Source organism: Streptomyces sp. NPDC019890 (assembly GCF_044903445.1).
GTDB lineage: Bacteria > Actinomycetota > Actinomycetes > Streptomycetales > Streptomycetaceae > Streptomyces.
In genome coordinates, this window is sequence record NZ_JBJDQK010000003.1 from 42,574 (window position 1) to 68,019 (window position 25,446).

The 25,446-nt window shown below is 69.5% G+C and carries 26 protein-coding genes, 3 pseudogenes and 1 riboswitch; of the genes and pseudogenes, 2 read left to right on the forward strand and 27 right to left on the reverse strand.

Going from position 1 to position 25,446, the window contains the following annotated elements; all coding sequences use genetic code 11:
- Nucleotides 1-21: 21 nt before the first annotated feature.
- From ACI2LP_RS08575 to rpsB, 7 genes are all read right to left on the reverse strand, one after another.
- The gene (locus ACI2LP_RS08575; RefSeq protein WP_404723800.1) at nt 22-1,116 is read right to left on the reverse strand and encodes a thiamine ABC transporter substrate binding subunit; all 1,095 of its coding nucleotides are present in this window, start codon (nt 1,114-1,116) and stop codon (nt 22-24) included.
- Nucleotides 1,117-1,195: 79 nt separating this feature from the next.
- Nucleotides 1,196-1,306, reverse strand: a riboswitch (TPP riboswitch).
- A gap of 28 nt (nt 1,307-1,334) precedes the next feature.
- Complete coding sequence (gene rlmN / locus ACI2LP_RS08580; RefSeq protein WP_404723801.1) at nt 1,335-2,441, reverse strand: 23S rRNA (adenine(2503)-C(2))-methyltransferase RlmN; 1,107 nt, start codon at nt 2,439-2,441, stop codon at nt 1,335-1,337.
- Nucleotides 2,442-2,521: 80 nt separating this feature from the next.
- Nucleotides 2,522-3,631: a phosphatidate cytidylyltransferase gene (locus ACI2LP_RS08585; protein ID WP_404723802.1), complete on the reverse strand. Its 1,110-nt coding sequence runs from the start codon at nt 3,629-3,631 to the stop codon at nt 2,522-2,524.
- Complete coding sequence (frr, locus tag ACI2LP_RS08590; RefSeq protein ID WP_360875303.1) at nt 3,631-4,188, reverse strand: ribosome recycling factor; 558 nt, start codon at nt 4,186-4,188, stop codon at nt 3,631-3,633. The genes ACI2LP_RS08585 and frr overlap by 1 nt, the downstream gene beginning before the upstream one ends.
- Nucleotides 4,189-4,314: 126 nt before the next feature.
- On the reverse strand, nt 4,315-5,097 hold the full coding sequence (pyrH, locus tag ACI2LP_RS08595; protein WP_404723803.1) for a UMP kinase: 783 nt from the start codon (nt 5,095-5,097) through the stop codon (nt 4,315-4,317).
- 161 nt (nt 5,098-5,258) lie between these two features.
- The gene (gene tsf / locus ACI2LP_RS08600; protein WP_404723804.1) at nt 5,259-6,095 is read right to left on the reverse strand and encodes a translation elongation factor Ts; all 837 of its coding nucleotides are present in this window, start codon (nt 6,093-6,095) and stop codon (nt 5,259-5,261) included.
- Nucleotides 6,096-6,202: 107 nt separating this feature from the next.
- Nucleotides 6,203-7,123, reverse strand: coding sequence for a 30S ribosomal protein S2 (gene rpsB / locus ACI2LP_RS08605; RefSeq protein WP_404723805.1), 921 nt, complete (start codon nt 7,121-7,123; stop codon nt 6,203-6,205).
- Between the two features lie 257 nt (nt 7,124-7,380).
- Here rpsB and ACI2LP_RS08610 point away from each other — a divergent pair.
- Nucleotides 7,381-7,959: pseudogene (locus tag ACI2LP_RS08610) on the forward strand (M23 family metallopeptidase); the annotation flags it as partial.
- Here ACI2LP_RS08610 and ACI2LP_RS08615 read toward each other — a convergent pair.
- The 19 genes and pseudogenes from ACI2LP_RS08615 to proS form a co-directional block, all read right to left on the reverse strand.
- Nucleotides 7,900-8,115 carry a hypothetical protein gene (locus ACI2LP_RS08615; RefSeq protein ID WP_404723806.1) on the reverse strand — a complete coding sequence of 72 codons (216 nt, stop codon included), beginning with the start codon at nt 8,113-8,115 and terminating at the stop codon, nt 7,900-7,902. The pseudogene ACI2LP_RS08610 and the gene ACI2LP_RS08615 sit on opposite strands and share 60 nt — an antisense overlap.
- 82 nt (nt 8,116-8,197) lie before the next feature.
- Nucleotides 8,198-8,755, reverse strand: coding sequence for a TetR/AcrR family transcriptional regulator (locus ACI2LP_RS08620; protein WP_404724427.1), 558 nt, complete (start codon nt 8,753-8,755; stop codon nt 8,198-8,200).
- 70 nt (nt 8,756-8,825) lie between these two features.
- Nucleotides 8,826-9,662 (reverse strand): RNA polymerase sigma factor WhiG, encoded by an 837-nt coding sequence (gene whiG / locus ACI2LP_RS08625; protein ID WP_360875295.1) that lies wholly within the window; start codon nt 9,660-9,662, stop codon nt 8,826-8,828.
- Nucleotides 9,663-9,905: 243 nt separating this feature from the next.
- Nucleotides 9,906-11,090: a DNA-processing protein DprA gene (gene dprA, locus ACI2LP_RS08630; protein WP_404723807.1), complete on the reverse strand. Its 1,185-nt coding sequence runs from the start codon at nt 11,088-11,090 to the stop codon at nt 9,906-9,908.
- The gene (locus ACI2LP_RS08635; RefSeq protein ID WP_404723808.1) at nt 11,090-12,712 is read right to left on the reverse strand and encodes a YifB family Mg chelatase-like AAA ATPase; all 1,623 of its coding nucleotides are present in this window, start codon (nt 12,710-12,712) and stop codon (nt 11,090-11,092) included. Before ACI2LP_RS08635 ends, dprA begins: the two co-directional genes overlap by 1 nt.
- Nucleotides 12,712-13,074, reverse strand: a complete 363-nt coding sequence (locus ACI2LP_RS08640) for a YraN family protein (RefSeq protein ID WP_404723809.1) — start codon at nt 13,072-13,074, stop codon at nt 12,712-12,714. The genes ACI2LP_RS08635 and ACI2LP_RS08640 overlap by 1 nt, the downstream gene beginning before the upstream one ends.
- Before the next feature lie 99 nt (nt 13,075-13,173).
- A complete protein-coding gene (locus ACI2LP_RS08645) occupies nt 13,174-13,482 on the reverse strand; it encodes a DUF2469 domain-containing protein (protein WP_055510545.1) in 309 nt (102 codons plus the stop codon).
- Between the two features lie 54 nt (nt 13,483-13,536).
- Nucleotides 13,537-14,070 (reverse strand): NUDIX hydrolase, encoded by a 534-nt coding sequence (locus ACI2LP_RS08650; protein ID WP_404723810.1) that lies wholly within the window; start codon nt 14,068-14,070, stop codon nt 13,537-13,539.
- Nucleotides 14,060-14,839, reverse strand: coding sequence for a signal peptidase I (lepB, locus tag ACI2LP_RS08655; protein WP_404723811.1), 780 nt, complete (start codon nt 14,837-14,839; stop codon nt 14,060-14,062). Before lepB (ACI2LP_RS08655) ends, ACI2LP_RS08650 begins: the two co-directional genes overlap by 11 nt.
- Nucleotides 14,840-14,912: 73 nt before the next feature.
- Nucleotides 14,913-15,869 carry a signal peptidase I gene (gene lepB / locus ACI2LP_RS08660; protein WP_404723812.1) on the reverse strand — a complete coding sequence of 319 codons (957 nt, stop codon included), beginning with the start codon at nt 15,867-15,869 and terminating at the stop codon, nt 14,913-14,915.
- A pseudogene (gene lepB, locus ACI2LP_RS08665) lies at nt 15,787-16,843 on the reverse strand (signal peptidase I); the annotation flags it as partial. The pseudogene lepB (ACI2LP_RS08665) and the gene lepB (ACI2LP_RS08660), both read right to left, overlap by 83 nt.
- Entirely contained in the window at nt 16,836-17,648 is an 813-nt protein-coding gene (gene lepB, locus ACI2LP_RS08670; protein WP_404723813.1) for a signal peptidase I, read from the reverse strand. The pseudogene lepB (ACI2LP_RS08665) and the gene lepB (ACI2LP_RS08670), both read right to left, overlap by 8 nt.
- A gap of 72 nt (nt 17,649-17,720) precedes the next feature.
- Nucleotides 17,721-18,071, reverse strand: coding sequence for a 50S ribosomal protein L19 (rplS, locus tag ACI2LP_RS08675; RefSeq protein WP_360875280.1), 351 nt, complete (start codon nt 18,069-18,071; stop codon nt 17,721-17,723).
- Between the two features lie 131 nt (nt 18,072-18,202).
- Nucleotides 18,203-19,024: a tRNA (guanosine(37)-N1)-methyltransferase TrmD gene (gene trmD / locus ACI2LP_RS08680; protein WP_404723814.1), complete on the reverse strand. Its 822-nt coding sequence runs from the start codon at nt 19,022-19,024 to the stop codon at nt 18,203-18,205.
- A complete protein-coding gene (rimM, locus tag ACI2LP_RS08685) occupies nt 19,024-19,569 on the reverse strand; it encodes a ribosome maturation factor RimM (RefSeq protein ID WP_404723815.1) in 546 nt (181 codons plus the stop codon). Before rimM ends, trmD begins: the two co-directional genes overlap by 1 nt.
- A gap of 190 nt (nt 19,570-19,759) precedes the next feature.
- Nucleotides 19,760-19,999: an RNA-binding protein gene (locus ACI2LP_RS08690; protein WP_005311361.1), complete on the reverse strand. Its 240-nt coding sequence runs from the start codon at nt 19,997-19,999 to the stop codon at nt 19,760-19,762.
- A 2-nt stretch (nt 20,000-20,001) separates the two neighbouring features.
- Nucleotides 20,002-20,445, reverse strand: a complete 444-nt coding sequence (rpsP, locus tag ACI2LP_RS08695) for a 30S ribosomal protein S16 (RefSeq protein WP_404723816.1) — start codon at nt 20,443-20,445, stop codon at nt 20,002-20,004.
- A 261-nt stretch (nt 20,446-20,706) separates the two neighbouring features.
- Nucleotides 20,707-21,300: a hypothetical protein gene (locus ACI2LP_RS08700; protein WP_360875272.1), complete on the reverse strand. Its 594-nt coding sequence runs from the start codon at nt 21,298-21,300 to the stop codon at nt 20,707-20,709.
- Nucleotides 21,301-21,548: 248 nt separating this feature from the next.
- Nucleotides 21,549-22,961 carry a proline--tRNA ligase gene (gene proS / locus ACI2LP_RS08705; protein WP_404723817.1) on the reverse strand — a complete coding sequence of 471 codons (1,413 nt, stop codon included), beginning with the start codon at nt 22,959-22,961 and terminating at the stop codon, nt 21,549-21,551.
- A 211-nt stretch (nt 22,962-23,172) separates the two neighbouring features.
- On the opposite strand from proS, the gene ACI2LP_RS08710 reads away from it, so the two are divergent.
- A complete protein-coding gene (locus tag ACI2LP_RS08710; RefSeq protein WP_404723818.1) occupies nt 23,173-24,015 on the forward strand; it encodes a methyltransferase domain-containing protein in 843 nt (280 codons plus the stop codon).
- A gap of 22 nt (nt 24,016-24,037) precedes the next feature.
- On the opposite strand, the pseudogene ftsH reads toward ACI2LP_RS08710, so the two are convergent.
- A pseudogene (ftsH, locus tag ACI2LP_RS08715) lies at nt 24,038-25,390 on the reverse strand (ATP-dependent zinc metalloprotease FtsH); the annotation flags it as partial.
- Between the last annotated feature and the right edge of the window lie 56 nt (nt 25,391-25,446).

The following is a 25,446-nucleotide window of genomic DNA, read 5'->3' on the forward strand; positions in this document are numbered from 1 at the left end:
CGCTCCCGCGGACGGACTTCGTTACTTCACTACGAGCGAGGACCATGACTGGACCCACTGCTCACGGTTCTTGGCGATCTGGTCGGGAGCGACGGTCTCCGGCTTGTCGACGACCGCGCCGAACTTGGTGAACAGCTCGGGCACCTTCGCCCCCTTCACCACCGGGTTGACGAACATGTTGAGCGGCATGTCCTCCTGGAACTGCTTGGAGATGAGGAAGTCCAGCAGTGCCTTGCCGCCCTCCTCGTTCTTGGCACCCTTGAGGAGACCGGCGAACTCGGTCTGGCGGAAGCAGGTTCCCGTCGAGACACCGGTGGGCGCCTGGGCCGGCTGCGGCTTGGCGAAGAGCACCTCGGCGGGCGGGCTGGATGCGTACGAGACGACCAGCGGCCGGTCCGCCTTGGCCTTCTTGCCGCCCGCCGAGCCGGAGAACTCCTCGTTGTACGCCTGCTCCCAGCCGTCGACGACCTTGACGCCGTTGGCCTTCAGCTTCTTCCAGTAGTCCTGCCAGCCGTCCTCGCCGTACTTGCCGACCGAGCCGAGCAGGAAGCCCAGACCGGGCGAGGAGGTCGCGACATTCTCCGTGACCAGCAGGTTCTTGTACTCGGGCTTGATCAGGTCGTCGAAGGACTGCGGCGGGGCCAGCTTCTTGTCCGCGAAGTACTTCTTGTCGTAGTTGACGCAGATGTCGCCGGTGTCGACGGGCGTGACACGGTGCTTGCCCTTGTCGAGCTGCACCTCGTCGGGCACCTGGGCCAGGCCCTTGGCCTCGTACGGCGTGAACAGGCCGTTGTCGAGGGCGCGCGAGAGCAGGGTGTTGTCGACGCCGAAGAAGACATCGCCCTGCGGAGAGCCCTTGGTGAGGATCTCCTTGTTGAGGGCGGCGCCCGCGTCACCGCTCTTGAGGACCTTGACCGTGTAGCCGGTCTCCTTGGTGAACTGCTTCAGCACGGACGCGGAGGCGACGAACGAGTCATGACTGACCAGCGTCACGGTCTTCTGCTTCGGGCGGTCGGACGCGGAGCCCTTGGCCTGCTCGCCGCCGCAGGCCGCGAGCGTACTGACGCCCAGGGCCGCGGCAAGCGCCGTGACCGTGATCTTCTTGGTGGTGCTCACTGAGATTCCTCCTGGAGATGACCAGGAAGAGACGCGGCCCTGCCCGGTCCTGAGGCAGGATCCGGGCAGGGCGCAACAGCTTGAGTAGCGACCGAACTTCCTACCCAGAATGACCTGGGCAAGGTTCAGAGGGTCTGCGGTCTGACTGGTACCGCACTCTCAGCGCTGTGGCGCTCCCCTGTCGGAATATGCAGATGTTTCGAGGCCAGGTTACAAGGTCAGCGCTCGGAGGCGGCCAGCTGTCCGCACGCTCCGTCGATCTCCTGGCCACGGGTGTCCCGCACGGTCACGGGCACACCGTGGGCCGCGATGGCCTCCACGAACGCCTTCTCGTCCTCGGGACGGGATGCCGTCCACTTCGACCCGGGCGTCGGGTTGAGCGGGATCAGGTTCACATGGACCCGCTTGCCCTTGAGCAGGCGACCCAGCAGATCGCCCCGCCATGCCTGATCGTTGATGTCCCTGATCAGCGCGTACTCGATGGAGATACGGCGGCCCGACTTCTCCGCGTACTCCCAGGCGGCGTCCAGCACCTCCCGCACCTTCCAGCGCGTGTTGACCGGGACCAGGGTGTCGCGCAGCTCGTCGTCCGGCGCGTGCAGCGAGACGGCGAGACGGCACTTGAAGCCTTCGTCGGCGAAGCGCAGCATCGCGGGCACCAGGCCGACGGTGGAGACGGTGATCCCGCGCTGCGAGAGCCCGAGGCCGTCAGGCTCGGGGTCGGTGAGCCGGCGGATGGAGCCGACGACCCGCTTGTAGTTGGCGAGCGGCTCGCCCATGCCCATGAAGACGATGTTGGACAGCCGCGCGGGGCCTCCCGGCACCTCGCCGTCGCGCAGGGCGCGCATGCCGTCGACGATCTGGTGCACGATCTCGGCGGTCGACAGATTGCGGTCGAGCCCGGCCTGCCCGGTGGCACAGAAGGGACAGTTCATCCCGCAGCCGGCCTGCGACGAGATGCACATGGTCACCCGGTCCGGGTAGCGCATCAGCACCGACTCGACGAGGGTGCCGTCGTGCAGGCGCCACAGGGTCTTGCGGGTGGTGTCGTCGTCGCACGAGATGTGCCGTACGACGGACATCAGATCGGGCAGCAGCTCAGTGGCGAGCTTCTCGCGCGCGGTCGCGGGGATGTCGGTCCACTGGGCCGGGTCGTGGGCGTACCGCGCGAAGTAGTGCTGCGAGAGCTGCTTGGCGCGGAACGGCTTCTCGCCGATCGCGGCGACGGCGTCCTTGCGCTCGGCGGGCGTGAGGTCGGCGAGGTGCCGCGGCGGCTTCTTGGCTCCGCGGGGCGCGACGAAAGTGAGTTCTCCGGGCTTGGGCATGGTCCTACCAGTGTCGCAGAGATACGAAGAGGGGCCGGCCGCCCTGTGGACAACCAGCCCCTGACGCATAAACGCACAGGTCAGCCACTGCCTACGAAGATCACCATCAGCAGCCATACGACCGGAGCCGTGGGCAGCAGCGAGTCCAGCCGGTCCATGATGCCGCCATGCCCCGGCAGCAGCGTGCCCATGTCCTTGATGCCCAGGTCCCGCTTGATCATCGACTCGCCCAGGTCGCCCAGCGTGGCGCTGACCGCGACCGCGAGGCCGAGCAGCAGGCCCTGCCACCAGGTGCCGTCGTCGATGACGAACTGCATGCACAGCGCGCCCGCCACCATCGCGAACGCCACGGCGCCGAGCAGACCCTCCCTGGTCTTCCCCGGACTGATGCGCGGAGCGAGCTTGTGCTTCCCGAAGCGCCAGCCGACGGCGTACGCGCCCGTGTCGCTGACCACCGTCAGCACCAGGAAGGTGAGCACCCGCTGCGGCCCGTCGTCCGCAGTGAGCATCATCGCGACGAACGTCGCCAGGAAGGGAACGTAGAACGCGGCGAAGACGCCCGCCGTGACGTCCTTGAGATAGCCCTCAGGGGGTTCCGTCATCCGCCAGACCAGCACCGCGAGCGCCGTGAGCGCCATCGCGACCCAGGCGCCCTCCGCACCGCGCACATACCCGGCCACCACCATCGCCGCGCCGCCCACCGCGAGCGGCACCAGCGGGGCCTTGATCTGCTTGCGCTCCTCGAGCCGCGAGGTGAGTTCCCACAGGCCGACCACGACGGCGACCGCTATCACGCCGATGAACACGGCCTTGACGACGAAGAGGGACGCCACGATCACCACGCCGAGTCCGACGCCGACCCCTATGGCCGCGCGCAGATCACGGCCGGCCCGCTTCTTCTGCGGCGGCTCGGACGCCGGCGGCGGGGTGGGCATGGGCTCCTGCGGAATCTCGTCGCGGAACAGGGGGCCACTCAGCCGAGCAGCCCCCCGGTCGCGATCGCTGCTCTGGTCGCGGTCGTTACGGTCTTCGGCGTCTCTACCTGCGTCGGGAAAGTCCGGCACGATGGGCATGGGCCGAGTCTGCTGTGCGTCATGCTCATCGTATGCAGGACCCGCCGGGGCAGGCCCCTGGTCGGGCGGCCCCCAGTAACCGGCTCTCGGCGGGGCCCCCCAGGAAGAGTCGTTCATCAGACCTCGAGCAGCTCGGCTTCCTTGTGCTTGAGCAGCTCGTCCACCTGCGAGACGTACTTCGCGGTGGTGTCGTCGAGCTCCTTCTCGGCGCGGCGGCCCTCGTCCTCGCCGACCTCGCCGTCCTTGATGAACTTGTCGATCGTCTCCTTGGCCTTGCGGCGCACGGAGCGGATCGAGATCTTGGAGTCCTCGGCCTTGGTCTTGGCGACCTTGATGAACTCCTTGCGGCGGTCCTGGGTCAGCTCCGGGAAGACCACCCGGATGATATTGCCGTCGTTGCTCGGGTTGACGCCGAGGTCGGAGTCTCGGATCGCCTGCTCGATGTTGCGCAGCGCGCTCTTGTCGAACGGGGTCACCACGGCCATCCGCGCCTCGGGCACCGAGAACGAGGCCAGCTGGTTGATCGGGGTCAGCGCACCGTAGTAGTCCGCCACGATCTTGTTGAACATCGCCGGGTGCGCACGTCCGGTGCGGATCGCGGCGAAGTCATCCTTGGCGACCAGGACGGCCTTCTCCATCTTCTCCTCGGCCTCGAGGAGGGTCTCTTCGATCACCACTTGCTCCTGCGTGTCTTGAGTAGGCCCGGCGTTCGACTGGGCCGGCGGAACCTGCGTCGCGTCTTCCCTGCACGGTGTCCGACCGGCAGGACTTTGTCCATCCCTCGAGGGACGTCCCCCGGGTCAGGCCCTGGTGCCCTGGTCGCTCACGAGCGTGCCGATCTTCTCACCCTTGACGGCCCGAGCGATATTGCCCTCGGTGAGCAGTTCGAAGACGAGGATCGGAAGAGCGTTGTCGCGGCAGAGCGTGATGGCGGTGGCGTCGGCGACCTTGAGGTTGCGGGAGAGCACCTCGCCGTACTCCAGCGCGTCGAACTTCACCGCGTCGGGGTTGGTCTTCGGGTCGGAGTCGTAGACCCCGTCGACGCCGTTCTTGCCCATCAGCAGGGCCTGGGCGTCGATCTCCAGGGCGCGCTGCGCCGCGGTGGTGTCGGTGGAGAAGTACGGCATCCCCATACCGGCGCCGAAGATGACGACCCGGCCCTTCTCCAGGTGCCGTACCGCACGCAGCGGGATGTACGGCTCCGCGACCTGCCCCATCGTGATGGCGGTCTGGACGCGGGAGTCGATGCCTTCCTTCTCCAGGAAGTCCTGGAGGGCGAGGCAGTTCATCACCGTACCGAGCATGCCCATGTAGTCCGAGCGGGCCCGGTCCATCCCGCGCTGCTGGAGCTCGGCCCCGCGGAAGAAGTTGCCACCGCCGATGACGACCGCGATCTGAGCGCCGTCGCGGACCACCGCGGCGATCTCGCGCGCGATGGCGTGTACGACGTCGGGGTCGACGCCGAGTCCGCCGCCGCCGGCGAAGGCCTCACCGGACAGCTTCAGCATGAAGCGGCCGGCGTTGTTGGCGTCGTGGTCGCTCTTGTCGTCGGCAGCCTGATTGGCGTCCGCGCCCTTGTTCATGGGGATCTCCTCGTGCACATACGAAGAAGGCCATTGCCGTGGGGTGTTTGTTGTCCCTGTCGGCAATGGCCTCCTCGTCAGATCTGCGGTCGTCCGGTGCGAGCGCGACCGGCGACTGCGTAAGGAACCCTAGCGGGCTCCGGCGTCGATCGCGTACCGGCTCAGATGCCGACCTTGATGCGCGCGAAGCGCTTCAGGCTGACACCGGCCTCGTCCAGGATCTGCTGGACGGACTTCTTGTTGTCGAGCGCGTACGGCTGGCCAAGGAGAGTGGCCTCCTTGAAGAAGCCGTTGACACGCCCCTCGACGATCTTCGGGAGGGCGGCCTCGGGCTTGCCCTCGGCGCGCGTGGTCTCCTCGGCGACGCGACGCTCGGTCTCGACGACCTCGGCCGGGACGTCCTCGCGGGAGAGGTACTTCGGCGCGAAGGCGGCGATGTGCTGCGCGACACCCTTGGCGATCTCGGCGTTCTCCTTGTCGAGCTCGACAAGGACACCGATCTGCGGCGGGAGGTCAGGCATGGTGCGGTGCATGTACGCCGTGACATAGGCACCGGAGAACTGCGCGAAGCGGTCCAGGACGATCTTCTCGCCGAGGTTGGCGTTGGCCTCGTCGACGTACGCCTGGACGGTCTTGCCGGCCTCGATCTCGGAGGCGAGCAGCGCGTCGATGTCGGCCGGAGAGGTCGCGGCGACGTGCGCGGCGAGCGCACCCGCGACGGCCTGGAACTTCTCACCCTTGGCGACGAAGTCCGTCTCGCACTTCAGCTCGACGATGACACCGGAGGTGTTGTCGTCGGCGATCAGGGAAACGACGGCGCCGTTCTCGGCGGAGCGGCCCTCGCGCTTGGCGACGCCCTTCTGGCCCTTGATGCGCAGAGCCTCGACGGCCTTGTCGACGCTGCCCTCGGCCTCGTCGAGCGCCTTCTTGCAGTCCATCATGCCGGCGCCGGTGAGCTCGCGGAGCTTCTTGACGTCAGCGGCGGTGTAGTTCGCCATGTCCTTTGAATCTCTCTCGAAAGTCGAAAGTCGAAGATCTACGGGTGAGCGGCGGGGGCCGGCGCTTGTGGCACCGTCCCCCGCCGTCAACTACCGAACCTGTGAGGTCAGGCCTGCTCGGCGTCCGCGGCCGGGGCCTCGGCAGCCGGAGCCTCAGCAGCCGGGGCCTCGGCGGCCGGAGCCTCAGCAGCGGCCTCGGCCGGCTTCTCGGCCTCGGCGGCGGCCGGAGCCTCGGCGTCGTCGGCCTTCTTCTCGCCCTCGAGGAGGTCGCGCTCCCACTCGGCGAGCGGCTCGCCGGCGGCCTTCTCGCCCGGCTTGGAGTCACCGGTGGCGACGCCGGAACGGGCGATGAGGCCCTCGGCGACGGCGTCGGCGATCACGCGGGTGAGCAGGGTGACGGAGCGGATCGCGTCGTCGTTGCCCGGGATCTTGTAGTCGACCTCGTCGGGGTCGCAGTTGGTGTCCAGGATCGCGACGACCGGGATGTGGAGCTTGCGCGCCTCACCGACGGCGATGTGCTCCTTCTTGGTGTCGACGATCCAGACGGCGCTCGGCACCTTCTGCATCTCGCGGATACCACCGAGGGTCTTCTCCAGCTTGGCCTTCTCGCGGGAGAGGACCAGGAGCTCCTTCTTGGTGAGGCCGGACGCGGCCACATCCTCGAAGTCGATCTGCTCGAGCTCCTTCAGACGCTGAAGGCGCTTGTAGACGGTGGAGAAGTTGGTGAGCATGCCGCCCAGCCAACGCTGGTTGACGTACGGCATACCAACGCGCGTCGCCTGCTCGGCGATGGCCTCCTGGGCCTGCTTCTTGGTGCCGACGAACATGATGGAGCCGCCGTGGGCGACGGTCTCCTTGACGAACTCGTAGGCGCGGTCGATGTACGACAGCGACTGGAGCAGGTCGATGATGTAGATGCCGTTGCGCTCCGTGAAGATGAATCGCTTCATCTTCGGGTTCCAACGACGGGTCTGGTGACCGAAGTGGACGCCGCTTTCCAGCAGCTCCCGCATCGTGACGACGGCCATGGCCGTATCTCCTTGGATTCTCGGTTATGTCCTGACGCCCCGACGCGCCGTGCCACAAGGGACCGAGGAGCGCGGCCACCGACCTGAAGAGGATGTGGTGGCGGGGCGTGCGAAGTCGACCCGGTGACCCGGATCGCCAGAAGAAGTGTACGGGACCGGCGCGGTGTCGGGTGACGGCGCTGTCCACAACTGGTCGGTACTCCACAGATCGGAACCATGATCCACTCGGGAACGGGGTCGTGCGGGACGGTCTGTACATGTGCCGCCGCCTTCGCTCTGTGTCGCCGTCCTTGGTTCTGTCCCTGAATCTGCCGCTGCTCCTGTCCCTGCTGCCGACCCTGCTGCTGTCCCTGCTCTGGGCGAGTACCGCGCCCGCCCGGGCCGACGACTCAGCCGACCGGAGCTGGCCCGTGGGGCCACCGCGCCCGGTCGTCGTACGAGGCTGGGAGCCGCCCGATTCGGCCTACGGTCCCGGCCACCGCGGAGTGGATCTTGCCGCGCCGCCGGGCACGGCGGTGCGGGCACCCGCGCCGGGCAGGGTCTCCTTCGCGGGCCAGGTCGCGGGCCGCGGAGTGCTCACCCTGACCCTCACCGGTACGGGTGACCCGCCGCTGCGCACGACATACGGACCCGTCCGCCCGCTGCTCCCCGTGGGCGCGGATGTGAGAGCGGGCCAGGTGGTGGCAACCGTCGAGCCCGGTCCTTCGCACTGTGCGTCGGGGTGCCTGCACTGGGGCCTGCTGCGCGGGCCGGAGTATCTGGACCCGCTCTCCTTGCTACCGCCCTGGCTGCTGCACCGCGCGCCGTCCCGTCTGCTGCCGGTCTTCGGCGTCCCGCCGCTGGAGCCGGTCCGCGCTCCGGCCCTCGCCCCGGCTCTCGCGAGCGCGGGAGGAGTGCTGTTCGCGGCACTGCTCCTGCTCCCGACGGCAGTGGCCCACCGTGAACTCCGTCGCGCTCGGAACGCGGCCGCACCGGGGCAGCGAGGCGCGCATCCGCCGCGGCGTACGCCGGATCGAAGGGAACGGCAGGGGCGGCGCGGGGCGCGGCACCGAAGGGGCGCGGCGGACCGCGGGGTCAGGCGCGGACGCCTCGGAGAGCCATGGCCACGGCCGTGTCCGCGATCGCCGACGGATCCTCGGCCGCGCCGAGTTCGATGCGTCGCACCGCCGCGTCCACCACGCCCTGGAGCAGCATCGCCGCCAGCCGGGGGTGGTCCTGTCCCAGGTCGCCCAGGGCCTCCACGATCATCGCGATCAGCCCGCCGTGCGCGGCACGGATCTTCTCCCGCGCCCCGGCGTCCAGCTCACTCGCGGAGATCGCGACGACGGCCCGGTGGCGCCGGTCCCGGACGAGCTCCAGCTGCTTGCGTACGTACGCCTCGACCTTGCCCTCGGCCGTGTCCGCCACCTGCATCGCGGCCTCGACCTCCGCCGCCCAGACGGGGAAGTCGACCGCGCAGAGCTCTTCGACGACCGCGGCGCGCGAGCGGAAGTACTCGTATACGGAGGACCTGGCCAGGCCCGTGCGCTCGGCGAGGGCGGGGAAGGTCAGCGCCTCCGTGCCGCCCTCGGACAGCAGGGAACGCGCGGCGTCCAGCAGGGCGCCGCGCTGCATCGTCCGGTGCTCGGCCACGGAGGCCGCTCGAATCCTTGGCACGCCTCCACTGTACGGATGAGGTGGTTGAGGCAGGCACGATTCGGCGTCAGCGCCCGACGTCTGCCAGCTTCGCCCGCAGCTGGAGCACCGACTTTGTGTGGATCTGGCTGACCCTGCTCTCCGTGACGCCGAGGACATTGCCGATCTCGGCGAGGGTCAGGCCCTCGTAGTAGTAGAGGGTGACGACGGTCTTCTCGCGCTCCGGCAGGGTGTTGATGGCGCGCGCGAGCAGCCGGCGCAGCTCCCGGTCCTCGGCCACCTCGACGGGGTTGTCGGCGGCGGTGTCCTCGAGCGTGTCCATCAGGCTGAGCCGGTCGCCGCCCTCGCCGCCGACATGGAGCAGCTCCTCCAGGGCCACGACGTTCGCCAGCGACAACTGGCTGAAAACCGCGTGCAGTTCGTCGACCGCGATCCCCATCTCCTGGGCGACCTCGCACTCCGAGGGCGTACGCCGCAACTGCGCCTCCAGCGTGGCATAGGCGCGCTCCACGGCCCTGGCCTTCTGCCGCACGGAGCGTGGGATCCAGTCCAGCGCACGGAGTTCGTCGATCATCGCGCCGCGGATCCGGGTGATCGCGTACGTCTCGAACTTGATCGACCGGTCGATGTCGAACTTCTCGATGGCGTCAATGAGTCCGAAGACCCCGGAGGAGACGAAGTCCGCTTGTTCAACATTGGACGGAAGACCCACGCTCACCCGGCCGGCGACGTACTTCACCAGCGGCGAATAGTGAAGGATCAACTGCTCTCGCAGCCGCTCGTCACCCGTGGCCTTGTACGACCGCCACAACTCGTCCAGCGACGAGGGAGCGGGGGGCCGCACGGTGCCACGGGCAGCGGGGGGCACTGCCGCGCGGTCAGACCCGGAGGTGTGCTGGGGCATGCGTTGCCTTGAGCCGTTCTGCTGTGAGGGGGGAGAGGGACGAGCGTCTGGGCCGGGAACCTGGTGAGCGTAGCGTGACTGTGGTGTTGCGGTGGGCGAAGGACGAGGGAACGCACCTCTGCGGGTATCGGCCCTCGCCCACACCTTCGAACCGGGGCCGGCGCCGCGCGCGCCGGCCCCAGAGGCGTCGCCGAGAGGGCTGCAAAGGTCATCGGCAACACCTTTTCACCCGAATGCTCCAGGTCAAGGACCGCCTCGCCGCGCGTTCGAACCGCGGCTCGGGCTGTGCGTCAACTGCCAGCCGTCTCCGTGCCGTTCGACGAACCCCAGCGAGTGCAGTTCGTACAGCCTGCCGAGCGCCTCGTCGGTCGTCGTCCCGGCGCCGCGGGCGACCTGGTGGCCGTCGGCGGCGCCACGGGCCGGGAGCGCCTCAAGAACCCGTGAGCTGACGGGATCCAGCAGATCCCTGGGGAGCACCGGGCCCCGCCGGTCCGGCGCGAGGTCGCCGATGTTGCCGACCAGCTCGGCCACTTCGGCGGCGTCGGTGACCAGCACACCCTCCCCGCGCAGGAGTTCGTGCACCCCGGCCGAGAGCCCGCTGGTGACCGGCCCCGGGACGCCCATTGTGAAGCGTCCCAGCTGCTGTGCGCTGCGCGCCGTGACCAGCGAACCACTGCGGTACTCGGCCTCGACGACGACGGTGCCCCTGGTCAGCGCGGCGATCACCCGGTTCCGCAGAATGAATCTGCTGGGCGTGGGGTGGTCACCCGGCGCCAACTCCCCGATGACCAGACCCTGTTCCGCGATGCGCCCGATCAACTCGGCATGGCCGCGCGGATAGACGACGTCGACCCCGCAGGCGAGGACAGCGACTGTGGCGCCGCCCGCGGCCAGCGCGCCGCGGTGCGCCGAGCCGTCGACTCCGAACGCCGCCCCGGACACCACCACCCAGCCGCGTTCCGCGAGCCCGGAAGCGAGGCCGGCCGCCATATGTGCCCCGTACGGAGTGCAGGCTCTGGCTCCGACGACGGCGACCGAGCGCAGCGCCCATTTACGCAGGTCCGCCCGGCCCCGCAGCCACAGCCCGATGGGTCTGGCGTCACCGAGGTCGTCGAGCTGGGTGGGCCACTCCTGGTCGCCGGGGCAGATGAAGCGGCCGCCGACGGCTGCGACCGCGGCCAGGTCGCGGTGCGGTACGGCCGCCGCCGCCCGTATCCGATAGCCCGCGAGCCGCCGTGGGGTGATCCCCGCGAGCCCCGCGTTCTTGTGGTTCGCGTACTCCGGCGAGGTGAACCGGGCCATCAGCTCCCTCGCCCCGAACTGGCGCAGCCATCGACCGCCGTGCTCGTCACCCGGCTCGATCACCCGCGTCAATGCGGCCCGCGCCATCCGCTCCGGCTCCCCCACACACGCCCGCTCCCCCTCCATCAGGGCCCTCCCGCGCCGACCGGCATGGGCGCGCCGCGTGAGATGCCCGTACGCAGCTCAAGGGCCAGGTCGACATCGTGCGACTGCGGCCGGTCCCGCCCGGCGAGGTCCGCGATCGTCCACGCCACCCGCAGCACCCGGTCGATGCCGCGGGCTGTGAGCAGTCCGCGCTCCATGTCCCGCTCGGCCGCGGCCATCGCCCCGGGGGCGACCAGCCAGCGCGTACGCAGCTCATGGCCCGGCACCTCGCTGTTGACGGTCCATGGGGTGCCCCGCAGCCGTGCCGCGGCACGCTCTCTGGCCTCCCGCACCCGTGCCGCGACGACCGCTGTCGGCTCGCCCCGGCCGCCCCGGCCCAGCAGGTCGCTGCGGGTGACGGGCTCGACCTCGACCCGCAGATCGACCCGGTCCAGCAGCGGCCCGGACAACCGGGCCTGATAGCGCCGGATCAGCGACGGCGGGCACTCGCACCCGGCCCCGTGCAGGGTGTGCCGCCCACAGGGGCAGGGGTTGGCCGCCAGGACCATGAGAAAGCGGGCGGGCAGCCGCACCACTCCCGCGCTCCGCGCCACCACCACATGCCCCGACTCCAGCGGCTGCCGCAAGGCGTCCAGTGCCTTGCCCGAGAACTCGGGAGTCTCGTCGAGAAAGAGCACACCCCGGTGGGCCAGGGACACGGCTCCCGGCCTGGGCAGCCCGTTCCCTCCGCCGACGAGCGACTGCATCGTCGCCGAGTGGTGCGGGGCGCAGTACGGCGGCGTGCGCACCAGGGGCTGGCCCGGGGGCAGGATCCCCGCCACCGAGTGCACGGCGGTGGCGGTGACCTCCAGGGACTCCCGTCTGGTCAGCGGCGGCAGCACCCCGGGCAGCCGCTCCGCCAGCATCGTCTTGCCCGCGCCCGGCGGCCCGTGCAGCAGAAGGTGGTGGCCGCCCGCCGCGGCGACCTCCAGCGCTGTACGTGCCGCGGTCTGTCCGGCGACATCCGCCAGGTCGGGCCCGTCCGCACTCTCCCCTGCCAGCCCCGTGCCCACCCCGGCGCCGGGCACCAGCAGCCCGGCCAGCATGGGGTCCGGGCTGCCCTCGGGGACCGGTTCCTCCGCCGGCACGGGTTCGTTGGTCAGCACGGCGATGAGCTGCCGAAGGCTCCGCACGCCAAGGACCGAGATCCCCGGGACCAGCGCCGCCTCCCCCGCGGTCTGCTCGGGGACGACGACCTGCCGGTACCCCGCCTCGGCCGCCGCGAGAACGGCCGGCAGCACCCCGCGCACCGGCCGCACCCGGCCGTCGAGCCCTAGCTCCCCGATGAGCACCAGATCGGCGATGTCCTTCGGGTCGATGCGCTCCGCCGCGCCGAGCACCGCCGTGGCCACGGCGAGATCGAATCCACTTCCCCCTTTGGGCACCGACGCCGGGCTGAGTCCCACGGTCAGCTTCTTCTGCGGCCACTCGCCGCCGGAGTTGACGACCGCCGCCCTGACCCGGTCGCGGCTCTCCACCAGGCTCTTGTCCGGCAGCCCCACCAGAGCGAACGCGGCAATGCCCGGCTCGAGGTCCGCCTGGACCTCGACCACTACGCCCTCGACGCCCACCAGCGCCACAGAACACGTACGCGCGAACCCCATCAGGCCACCCCCCGCGCATGCTCGAGCCGCGGCGCACCGCGTCTGGGCAGCACAATCCCCACCAGATCAATGCGCACCCCGCCCGGCGGCGGTCCCCCGGACTTCTCCAGCCAGCACTCGGCGAGCCGTCTCAGCCGCTCCGCCTTCGTCGGCGTGATCGCGGCCATCGGATGCTCGAACGGACCCGCCCTCCGGGTCTTGACCTCGCAGACGACCACCATGTCGCCGTCCCGGGCGACGATGTCGATCTCACCGGCCCGCCCGCAGCGCCAGTTCCGCGCCAGCACCGTCATGCCGGCCTCGGTCAGCAGCCGCGCCGCCAGATCCTCGCCGTACCGCCCCAGTGCCCCCGTCGCGTTCATATCGGCACCACCTCCGGCACCGACTGTGACGCTTCAGCTCTCCACTAGTGGATCTTGGTGGACAACCCATGCATTGTGGATAACTCAGTCACCCGAGGCTCAGCTGCTCGGAAGTTCGAGATCGCTCTTGTTGAGCTCCTCGATGTTCACGTCCTTGAACGTCAGTACCCGCACCTGCTTGACGAACCTGGCCGGTCGATACATGTCCCAGACCCATGCGTCCGCCATCGAGACCTCGAAAAAGACCTCACCCTGCACCGAGTGCACCTGCATCTCGTAGTCATTGGTGAGGTAGAAGCGACGCTCGGTCTCGATCACATATTTGAACAGCCCGACGACATCTCGGTACTCCCGGTAGAGCTTCAGCTCCATCTCGGTCTCGTACTTCTCGAGGTCCTCGGCGCTCATGGCATGTTCCCCTTCAGCCGTGCGTCCCCCTATTGTGCGCCAGCCTCATGTCCCCTAGACGACTTCTGGGGCCAGGACCACCGGCGTACGCGGGGGACCCTCGTCGAGCAGCGTGCGCAGCAACTCGGCGAGCCTGGTCGGATACACCGTCTCACGGGCCGCCGACAGTTCGGCGGAGGTCCACCACCTCAGCCCCGAGACACTGCGCTGCTCCAGCTCCGTCAGCCCGTTCGGGGCGGTGGCCGTCTGTGCGGTACGTGCCAGGAAGTACCACTCGTCCTGGTCCCAGCGCCGTCCGTCGAACGGAAACGAGCAGATCCGCCGCCACAGCACCGGGCCCAGTTCCACCTCGGTGATCCCGGTCTCCTCGGCCAGCTCGCGCAGCGCGGCCTCTTCCCGGGTCTCGTCGCCCTCCAGGCCCCCGCCCGGCGTGAACCACCAGCGGTCGGCCGGGTCCTCGGGCTCGTACCCGTGCATCAGCAAAATGCGGTCCTGCGGATCGAGCAGTACGACCCGCGCGACCCTCCGCAGCCCGCCTTCACGGCCCGGGGCCTCGCCGGCCCCACGTTCGCGGTCCTCAGCCGACACCGGCGGCCGCCGTCCCGCGCCCGGCACTCCCGCGCCCACCGTCGTCCGACGCCCTGCGCGCCTTCCGTGACAGCCGCCGCGCGAGCGGCCCGTACGCCGCTCCCCCGACGATCAGTACGGCCCCGACCACCACCGACCCGACCATCAGCTTCACCGGACCCGGCTGTGACACCCCGCCCGGCAGCGCCGCGAATCCCTCGGGCCGCTCCACCAGGCCGCCGTTCAGGGGCCATGCCACGGCGTCCAGCCGCGCCTCCACGGCCGAGCGCGGCACCGACCCGTGCCCGGGGTCCTGAAGGTGTACGCGGGAGTCCAGCGAGCCCATGCGCTCGTCACCGAGCAGGAACAGCTGACCCTGGGGCACCGTCGCCGTGAAGCTGTTCGAGGCGGGCCCCTTGTTGAGCAGATACGGTTCCGCAATCGCCTTGTCGTTGATGGTGAGCCTGCCGCCGTCGCCGCAGCAGGCGATCCTGTCGCCGCCCACGCCGACCACACGCTTCACCATCGGCATGTCGCCCCACTGCTTGTCGCGGAAGACCACGATGTCCCCGCGCCGCACCTGGTCGCCGTCGATCCGCTCCGCCAGCACCCGGTCCCCCGCCATCACGGTCGGGGTCATCGAGTCGGTCGGCACGGTGTACGGCTGGTAGACGACGGCTCCCCAGATGAACCCGCCGAGGAAGAGCACACAGCCGACGGCCACGGCCAGACCCGACAATGCATTGCCGAGCCGGCCGCGGCCGTCTTCCGTACGTCCATTTCCGCTCATCCCAGCGCTCCCCACTTCGGAGATTCGGTCCCCGGGAATCCAGTCCCGGGGATCGGCGATCTGGGACGGCACCCTACCCGGCGGTACGCCCGGAGGTCAGCCTCCTCCTGCGCCAGAGCACGATCGGCAGCGCGCCCGCGGCGCCCATCGCCATCGGAGCGGCCGAGGCGGCGGCAGCAGCGGCGTTGATGCCGGGCTGGTCAAAGGTGTCGGGGATCGGCAGTGTCGCCCAGCGGTTGAGCGGCCAGGCCACCACGACAGCGCGTCCGACGACCTTGTCGACCGGTACGAATCCGCCGTTCACGTCCTCCATGTGGTAGCGGGAGTCGCGGGAGTTCTGACGGTTGTCGCCCATCACCCAGATCCGGTCCTTCGGCACCTTGAAGGGTCCGAAGGGCTGGTCGTCACAGGGGGTACTGCCGGGGAAGATGTACGGCTCGTCGAGCGCCTTGCCGTTGACCTTGACCGGACCGCCCTTCTTGCACTCCACCGTGTCGCCGGCGACCGCGATCGTCCGCTTGATCAGGTCCTTCTCCTCGGCCGAGGGCATCAGGCCGATGAAGCTGAGGAAGTCCTGCACGGCGTTCGTGTTCGGGGTGGGCTCGCCCTCCAGCCAGCCGCCCGGGTCGTGGAAGACGACGACCTCGCCGCGCTCTGGCTCCGAGCCGAACCACGGGGTGAGCTTGTCGACCAGCACCCGGTCACCCCGCTGCAGAGTGTTCTGCATCGAGTCCGAGGGGATCGAGAACGCCTGCACCAGGAAGGTCTTGATGAGGAGCGCGAGAAGCAGCGCGATACCGATCAGGAGCGGCAGTTCCTTCCAGAAGGATCGCTGCTTCTTCTGTCCCGTACCACTGCTCTCGGACGAACCACCCTCGGAAGAATCGTCCTGAGTGTGCTCGGCGTCCATGGTTCCCGCCGTCCCCGGCGTCCGCGTCGCCGAATCGTCCGTCACGGCTGCGGGTGACTCGGCGAGCTTCCCCGGCCTTTCCTCCGGATCGTCGTGTCCGGATCGTGCGCCGACGGCCACATCCCCCACATCCACTCCTCACTCCGTGCGAACCGCCTGCCCCGAAGACGGCGCAGGCCCACCACTCCCATAACGAGCGGGAGTTCCGCAGGGCTCGGGAGCAGGACCATTCCGTTCAGATCCTGAAGGGACACCCTATTCGACACGGAGAGTGCTGCGGTCGACCCGGCGCGCGCGTTGGGGACGGAGGCGTACGTCTCCGGCTCTTCCAGTTTGCGCCAGTGGCCGATCGGCCAGGCGATGACGACCGCGCGCCCGACGACCTGCTCCTCCGAGACTGTGCCGTGGTCCCTCTCGTCGAGATGGAAACGCGAGTCCGCGGAGTTGGCCCGGTGGTCCCCCATCACGAAGATCCGCCCGGCGGGCACCTTGACCTCGAACTTCAGCGTCGAGGGAACGTTTCCGGGGTTCAGATACGGCTCGATGAGAGGTACGCCGTTGACGGTGACCCGGCCGTCCTTGTCGCAGCACTTCACGGTGTCCCCGCCGACCGCGACCACGCGCTTGATCAGGTCCTGCTCGTCGTCCGAGGGCAGCAGTCCGATGAAGGTCAGACCCTGTTTGACCTGCTTGACGCCGACCGGGTCTTCCTTCTGCTGCTCGCTCGGCGGCAGCCAGCCGCCCGGGTCGTTGAACACGACGACGTCCCCGCGCTGCGGCTTCGAGCCGAACCACGGGGTGAGCTTGTCCACCAGGACGCGGTCCTGGATTCGTATCGTCTGCTCCATCGAGCCGGACGGGATCACAAAGGCCTGCACCAGGAACGTCTTCAGAACCAGCGCGATCATCAGCGCCACGGTGATCAGGAGTGGTATCTCCTTCACGGCCGACCGGCGGCGCTTGCGCTTGACCTTCTGTGCGAGCCTGCGCCGCTCGGCGCGTCCGGGCAGCGTCCGGCCGCCGTCCGTCGGCCGGGTCCCGGTCGGCAGCCGGGTGTCCGCCCGGTGGCTTGCACGACGCCCTCGGTTACCCATGGGCGCCGTCCGGCATTCGCTCCGCCTCCGGTACGCGGGAGAAGGCGTCGGTGCGCTCCAGGGAGGTCCAGCGGCCGATCGGCCAGCCGATCCAGTCCGCGCGGCCGATCACCTTGTCCACGGGCACCATGCCGCCGCCGGGCTCGCCGAGATGGTCGCGGGAGTCACGGGAGTTGCTCCGGTGGTCTCCCATGACCCACAAGGTGCCCTGGGGGACGACGATGTCGAAGGGGACCTCTGAAGGGACGTCGGCGGGATGGAGATATCTCTCGTCGACGGGTACGCCGTTCACCTCGACCCTGCCCCCTTTGTCGCAGCAGACCACGCGGTCACCGCCGACCCCGACCACGCGCTTGACGAAGTCGGTCTCGGCGGGCTCGGCCAGCCCCAGCGCCGCGAACACGCCGCGCGTCAGGGAGCTGACCGGATTCTCCTCAAGTCCCTCTTGTACGAAGGATCCCGTGCCGTCGAACACAACGACGTCCCCGCGCTCGGGCTCCGAACCGAAACGGTACGCCAGCTTGTTCACCAGCACCCGGTCCCCGACCTCGAGGGTGGGCTCCATGGAACTGCTGGGGATCTGGAAGGGCTGTATCACGAAGTGGCTGAAGAGCAGCACGAGCAGGGTGCAGGCCACGCCGAGCAGCCCGGCCCTGCGCAGCGACATCCCGGAGAGAGGTGTACCCAGGCCACCAAGACGCCCTGAGCGGCGCGAAGAACGCACGGAGCGCGACCCCTCTCCCTCATCCCCGGCTTCAGGGGCGGAAGAGCGGTCGCGCTCGGTGTGCTTCGCTTCGGTGTCCATCGAGGGCAGAGCCTATCCGGCCGCCCTATGACTGCGGTTAAGACGAAGCTGTGCGCGAGTGTGAGCCGGAGCTCAGTTGTCGCGCTTCTCCTTGATCTTGGCAGCCTTGCCGCGCAGGTCACGCAGGTAGTACAGCTTCGCGCGACGGACGTCACCGCGGGTGACGAGCTCGATCTTCTCGAAGATCGGGCTGTGCACCGGGAAGGTGCGCTCGACGCCGACGGAGAAGGAGACCTTGCGGACCGTGAAGGTCTCGCTGATGCCCGAGCCCTGGCGGCGGATGACAACGCCCTTGAACTGCTGGATACGCGAGCGGTTGCCCTCGATGACGCGCACGTGGACGTTCACGGTGTCGCCGGGACGGAACGCGGGAAGGTCGCCGCGCAGCGAAGCCGCGTTGACGTTGTCGAGCAGGTGAGACATGGTGGTCTGCTTCCTCGCCGATGCCACAGGTCATCAGCGGAATGATCGAGATGAGGTTCAGGGTGCTGTCCGCGTCGAGCGGGCGTCGTTCCCCCTGTGGCAGGGGCGCCGGCCGGACGCACAGCAGCGGCCTATTCTTCCACGGGCTGGGGCCTGCGCCAAAATCGGCCGCCCGGCTCCGGCGCCCAGCCCAGGATGGACAGCATCTCCCGGTCCTTCTTGTCGAAGGTGTCGGGGTCACAACGCTCAATCAGGTCCGGCCGGTTGAGGGCGGTACGGCGCAGTGCCTCGTCCCGCCGCCAGCGCGCGATCTTCCCGTGGTGCCCGCTGATCAGCACCTCCGGAATGGCGCGCCCACGCCACTCGGGCGGCTTGGTGTAGACGGGGCCCTCAAGCAGATTGGCCATCGCGCCGGGCGCGAAGGAGTCGTCCCGGTGGGATTCGGCATTGCCGAGGACGCCGGGCAGCAGCCGGGCCACGGCCTCCGTGATCACCAGTACGGCAGCCTCGCCGCCGGCCAGGACGTAGTCGCCGATGGACACCTCGTGGACCGGCATCCGGCTCGCGTACTCGTCCATGACCCGGCGATCAATGCCCTCGTAGCGGGCGGGCGTGAAGATCAGCCACGGCCGCTCGGAGAGTTCCACGGCGAGCTCCTGGGTGAAGGGGCGCCCGCTCGGGGTGGGAACGACCAGGACAGGGCCGTGCGCTCCCGCCTCGTAACCGCTCGCCAGCACGTCGTCGAGCGCGTCGCCCCAGGACTCGGTCTTCATGACCATGCCGGGGCCGCCGCCGTAGGGGGTGTCGTCGACGGTGTTGTGCCGGTCGTACGTCCACCTGCGCAGGTCGTGCACGTGAACATCAAGTTGCCCACGCGCGCGTGCCTTGCCGACGAGCGAGACATTCAGCGGTTCGAGGTACTCGGGGAAGATCGTGACGACGTCGAGCCGCATCAGTTCTCGTCCCTCGACGAAGCGATCTCCGCCTCGCTGTCGTCGATCAGGCCGGGCGGCGGGTCGATGACCGCACGCTGCCGCTCGAGGTCGATCTCGGTCACGATCTTCCCGACGAAGGGGATCATCACCTCGCTGCCGTCGGGCCGCTCGACGATGAAGAGGTCCTGCGAGGGCAGATGCGAGATCTCGGTGATCCGTCCGATCTCGGTGCCGTCGGCGAGGACGACATCGAGGTCCATCAGCTGGTGGTCGTAGTACTCGTCGGGCTCCTCCGGCAGCGCCTGCGGGTCGACCTCGGCGATGAGGAGGGTGTTGCGCAGGGCCTCGGCGGCGTTCCGGTCGCGTACGCCCTCGAAGCGCAGCAGCAGCCGGCCGCTGTGCACCCGGCCGGTCTCGATCGTCAGCGGTCCCACCGACGCCGGCTCGGTGGCGAGTACGGCGCCGGGCCCGAGCCGCAGCTCCGGCTCGTCCGTACGCACCTCGACGGTGACCTCGCCCTTGATCCCGTGGGCGCGGCCGATCCGCGCGACTACCAGCTGCACGCTTGCTTCTCCCCATTCTTTCCGGCTGAACCTCCCCCGCCCCAGCGGGCTCGGAGGTGCCCCCGCTCTCGCGGATGTGGCACATCGCCGTCGCGGTTGCTCGATTGATGGTTGCTGTTGCGGTGGCTTGAAACAGCTCGGGCCGGGGAGCCCTCAGGCCCCCCGGCCCGAGCCGGTGTTCAACAACGTGTCAGCGAACCTGGTCCACGTCGACGAGGTCGACGCGGATGCCACGGCCGCCGATGGCGCCCACGACGGTGCGCAGGGCGCGCGCGGTGCGGCCGTTGCGGCCGATCACCTTACCGAGGTCGTCGGGGTGGACCCGGACCTCGAGCACACGCCCGCGGCGCAGGTTGCGCGAGGCGACCTGCACATCGTCCGGGTTGTCGACGATGCCCTTCACGAGGTGCTCGAGAGCCTCCTCGAGCATGCTCAGGCCTCGGTCGACTCGGTGGACGCGGCGGCCTCAGCAGCCTCGTCCGCCTTCTTGTCGGACTTCTTCGCCTTCGGGGTGATCGCCTCACCCTTCGGCTCGTCACCCTCGATGGCCTTGGTGAAGGCCTCGAACGCGGCGCGCTTGTCCTTCGGCTCCGCGACGAGCAGCGGCGCCGGGGCCGGCAGGCCCTTGTGCTTCTGCCAGTCACCGGTGAGCTTCAGGATCGCGAGGACGGGCTCGGTCGGCTGGGCGCCGACGGACAGCCAGTACTGCGCACGCTCAGAGTTGACCTCGATGCGCGAGGGGTTCTGCACCGGGTGGTACAGGCCGATCTCCTCGATGGCCCGGCCGTCACGGCGGGTACGGGAGTCGGCGACGACGATGCGGTAGTGAGGCGAACGGATCTTGCCCAGACGCTTCAGCTTGATCTTGACTGCCACGGAAGTGGTGTCTCCTGGTCTTGACGTGGTTGGGCACAACGAGATGCCACGTGGGGTTGCGGTACTCGGGTGCCCGATGGACGCGTCAGCCGGAGGCGAGAGGGTTCCTGTGCGGCTGTCGAGTACAGCTAGCCATTGTGCCACACGGCGGCAGCGGGCTCGCACCCGACCGGTTCACCGAGAAACACCTCGCGAACGCGGCCGGGTCGACCCTGACCTGCTTTCGCCCCGTCGGCGGCACCACCTCGTGGGCGGGAGCCATCAGCTCGCCGCGGCGACCGCTTCCGGGATACGGAAGGGCTTGCCGCAGCCGCCGCAGACGATGGGGGCCTGCGCGAGGACGGACGGTACGACCCGGACATTGCGCCCGCAGTCGCAGACGGCCTTGACCCGCACTCCGCCGCCGGACGAGCCGTGCCGGGCGGCCGGCCCGCGGAAGCTGCGCTTGGTGTCGGAGGCCGTCGCCGCCGTGTGCGCCTTGAGGGCGCGCTGGAGTCTCTCGATGGTGGGTCGATACCGCCTCTTGGCCTCGGGATTGAGCGTGACCAGCGAGAAGCCGCTGCTGGGGTGCGGCTCGTCGCTATGGTCCAGGCCCATCTCCTCGGCGATCGCCAGGAATCGGCGGTTGTGATAGCGGCCGGCGCGGGAGGTGTCGCGGACACCTCGGGCGGCGGCGATGCCGTGGACTGCCTCGTGGAGCAGTCGCTCGAAGGAGAGCTCGGCGCCGCAGGCGGACGAGGACTCTCCAATCAGGGACTCGGGCGCGGCAAGGTCCGGCAGCTCGGGGTGGTGCCGCTGAATATCGGCCCACGCCTGTGCCAGCTCTGCGGCGAGAACAGGTGGTGTCGTGCTCACGTCGTGATAACGAGCCGAAGCGCTCGCGGGTTCCATTCCGGGGCATCCCAAATAATTTGCACGTACCAGTCAGTTGCCATTGATGCGTCCTGACGAGGGCGGGTGCGCTGATCTGTGGAGAAGCTTCACAGCTCACACCAAGGTGGTACGTAGCGGCGCGTACGCCCCAGCGCGTAGACAAGGTCCGCGCGCCGGGGCGGCCGCCCGATTCCGGGGCGGCCACGCCATTGGCCGGCGCGGGCGGGGCATCAGTAGGCGCGGGCCACGATCGCGACGGTACCGGGGGCGTCGTCGGCGTCGGGCACCGACCCGTCCTCGGCGACCAGGCACCGTACGGACACGGCCTGCTCGGCGAGCTCGGCCTCACCCTCCTGGCCCAGCGTCGACCAGGGGATACGCGCCCAGCCGCCGGCGACAGCGGCCTCGGCGGCGTCCTCGATCGTCGTCACCTCGCTGGTACGCGACTCACGGCGCTCGCGGGACTCCTTGAGCAGCTGTGCCTGGTCCTCTTCGAGGAGCGTGGGCAGCAGATCCGCCAGCGAGTCGATCTGCACCGGCTCCTTGCCTCCGGGAATGCGGCGGGCCAGCATCGCGGTGCCCGCCTCCAGGTCGCGCGGGCCGATCTCGATGCGCACCGGTACGCCCTTGAGCTCCCAGTCGACCGCGCGGCGGCCGAAGGGGGTGTCGATGCGGTCGTCGATCTGCACGCGCAGTCCCGCGGCCTTCAACCGGTCGCCGATCTCGCGGACCTTGGCAACGGCCTCGTCGCCCTTGATGGCCATGACGACCACCTGGACGGCTGCGAGACGCGGCGGGACACGCAGTCCGTTGTCGTCGCCGTGCGACATGATCAGGCCGCCGACCATCCGGGTGGAGGTGCCCCAGGAGGTCTGCCAGGCCAGCTCCTGCTTGCCGTCCTTGGACAGGTACGTGGTGTTGAAGGCCTTCGAGAAGTTGGTGCCGAGCTCATGGCTCGTGCCCATCTGGAGGGCCTTGCCGTCGCCCATCATGCCTTCGAGCGTGAGGGTGTTGATGGCGCCGGCGAAGCGCTCCCTGGGGGTCTTGCGGCCGAGCACCACGTCGATGCCGAGGACATTGGTCATGAAGTCCGCGTAGACGTTCTTGTGGATGTGGGCGGCGTAGTCGCGGGCGTCCTCATAGGTGGCGTGGGCGGTGTGGCCCTCCTGCCAGAGGAATTCCGTCGTACGGAGGAAGACGCGCGGGCGCATCTCCCAACGGACCACGTTGGCCCACTGGTTGATCAGCAGGGGCAGATCCCGGTAGCTCTGCACCCACTTCGAGAAGTACTCGTTGATGATCGTCTCGGAGGTGGGACGTACGACGACGGGCTCCTCGAGCTCCTTGCCGCCACCGTGTGTGACGACCGCGAGCTCGGGTGCGAAGCCCTCGACGTGCTCAGCTTCCCGTGTCAGGTAAGACTGTGGGATGAAGAGCGGGAAGTAGGCGTTCTGGGCACCCGCGTCCTTGATTCGGGCGTCCATCTCCTGCTGCATCCGCTCCCACAGGCCGTATCCGTACGGTCGGATGACCATGGTGCCGCGCACCGGGCCGTTGTCCGCCAGCTCGGCCTTGTTGATCAGGTCCTGGTACCAGCGCGGGAAGTCTTCCGCCTGGGGCGTGAGAACGGGTGCCTTAGCCATGGCGCGCATCGTACGGCGACACCGGTACGGAACGTGAATCGTTCTGCGTCTCGAGGGCGTACACCAGAGGGGCGCAAGCATTGCCATTCAACCCCTGGACGCGGGGGCGCATGCGCAGTTCTCTGGCATACGGGGGAGCGCGCAGGCGTACGCACACGGGGGGCTGTCCTTCAGAGCTCGGCTGACCTCTCGGCGGATTGGGGAGCTTTCGATGACACCAACGCTCGTCCAGCACCGACCCCACACGGCGTCTGCGGCACCGGCTCAGGCGGGTGCTCGCGCCCGTGACTGGGCCGAGATCCAGGAGCGGATGCTGGTACCGCTCTACGAGGCGGTCTACGAGCGCCTGGAGGTCGGCGGAGGGACGCGGCTGATGGGCCTGGGCTGCGGGTCCGGTCTGGCGCTGCTGATCGCGGCGGCGCGCGGCGCGCGCGTGACCGGCTGCGACACCGACCGCGAGCGGCTGGCGCTGGCTCGGGAACGGATGGCTCCGCAGGAGAGCGGCGGGGGTGATGTCGAGCTGCTGGAGGGGGATGCCAGGGCGGCGGCGGATGCCGCGCGGCCGCCGTACAACCTGATCACGGTCTTTCAGCCGATCGGCTGTGCGGCCGGCGACTCCGAGGGGCTCGGACCGGCGCTGTCGGCGGCCGTCGAGCTGGCGGAGCACGGCAGCGCGGTGGTCCTGACGGGCTGGGGCCCGCCTGAACGGTGTGCCACGTCCGGGGCGCTGCGGGTGGCGAGCCGCCTGACGGACCGCCTGCGCACGAGCGGCGGCTGGCGCGCGGCACTGCGCGACGACCTGGAGGACGTCGCGGCCCAGGCGGACCTGAAGCCCGACGGCTCGGGCCGGGTGGCGTGCCCCTTCGGCTACGCGGACCTGGACAGTGCGGTGCGCGGGCTGCTGTCGACGGGGCTGTACGCGGCGGCGGTACGGGCGACGGATCAGGGGCAGGTGGAGAAGGAGATCGCCGAGGCGCTGCAGGCGTATGTGCGGCGGGACGGGACGGTGTGGATGCCGAACGTGTTCCGCTATCTGATCGCCCGCACACGTTGAGCCCGCTCCTCCGCCGCAGGCGCTACCCGTCGTTGTCCGGACGGGGGATGCCCGCCGCGGTGTACGCCGCCTGCTCGTCCAGGGTCTCGTCGGCGAGCAGGGCCCTGGCCAGCGCGTCCAGGCGGTCGCGGTTGTCGCGGAGTTGGCGGCAGGCGCTCTCGTAGCACTCGTCGACGATGCGCCGCATCTCGTGCTCCACGGCGTCCAGCGTCGCGGGCGCGGCCGAGAGACCGTACGGCTGTTGGGCCTCGTTCGGGATCGCCGTCAGGCGGCCGACCCGTTGGCTCATGCCCCAGCGGGCGACCATGCCGCGGGCCAGGTGGGTGACCTGTTCCAGGTCGCTCTCCGAGCCCGTCGTGACGACGTTGAAGACGACGTGTTCGGCCGCCATGCCGCCGAGCGCGCCGGTGATGCGGCCGCGCAGATGCTCCTCGGTGTACGCGTATCTGTCGGCGTCCGCAGTGGAGAGCGTGACGCCCAGCGCCCGGCCGCGCGGCACGATCGTGACCTTGCGGACCGGGTCCGCCCCCGGTTGGAGCATGCCGAGGAGCGCGTGGCCGCTCTCGTGGTAGGCGGTGCGCCGGCGGTCCTCCTCCGGCATGACCAGCGGGCGCTCCGCGCCGAGCTGGACCTTCTCCAGGGCGGCCCAGAAGTCGGCCTGGGTGACCTCCGGCTGCTTGTGCTTGACCGCGCGCAGTGCCGCCTCGTTCGCCAGGTTGGCCAGATCCGCGCCCGTCATCCCCGGTGTGGCACCCGCGATCTCGCCCGGGTCGACGTCCTTGGCGAGCGGCATGGCCCGGGTGTGGATCTTGAGGATGGCCTCCCGGCCGTCCCTGTCCGGCGGCGAGACCCGGACGACCCGGTCGAAGCGGCCGGGCCGGGTCAGGGCGGGGTCGAGGATGTCGGCCCGGTTGGTCGCGGTCAGCACGACCACGCCCTCGGAGCCGTTGAAGCCGTCCATCTCGGTGAGGATCTGGTTGAGCGTCTGCTCGCGCTCGTCGTGCCCGCCCAGACCCGCGCCGGCGCCGCGTGCGCGCCCGATCGTGTCGATCTCGTCGATGAAGATGATCGCGGGGGCCACCTTGCGTGCCTCGGCGAAGAGTTCGCGGACCCGGCCCGCCCCGACGCCGACGATCATCTCGATGAACTCGGAGGCCGCCGCCGAGAAGAACGGCACCCCTGCCTCGCCCGCCACCGCCCGCGCCAGCAGCGTCTTCCCGGTCCCGGGCGGCCCTGCCAGCAGAACGCCGCCCGGCATTCTCGCGCCCATCCTCCGGTACGCCTGCTGGTTCCTGAGGAAGTCGACGACATCATTGAGCTCGCCCTTGATCTCGTCGATCCCGGCGACGTCGTCGAAGGTGGTGCGCCTGGGCGGAGGGGACGGCGGCGCACCCTCGGAGCGCCACGGCTTGTCCGGGGTCTCACGCGGCG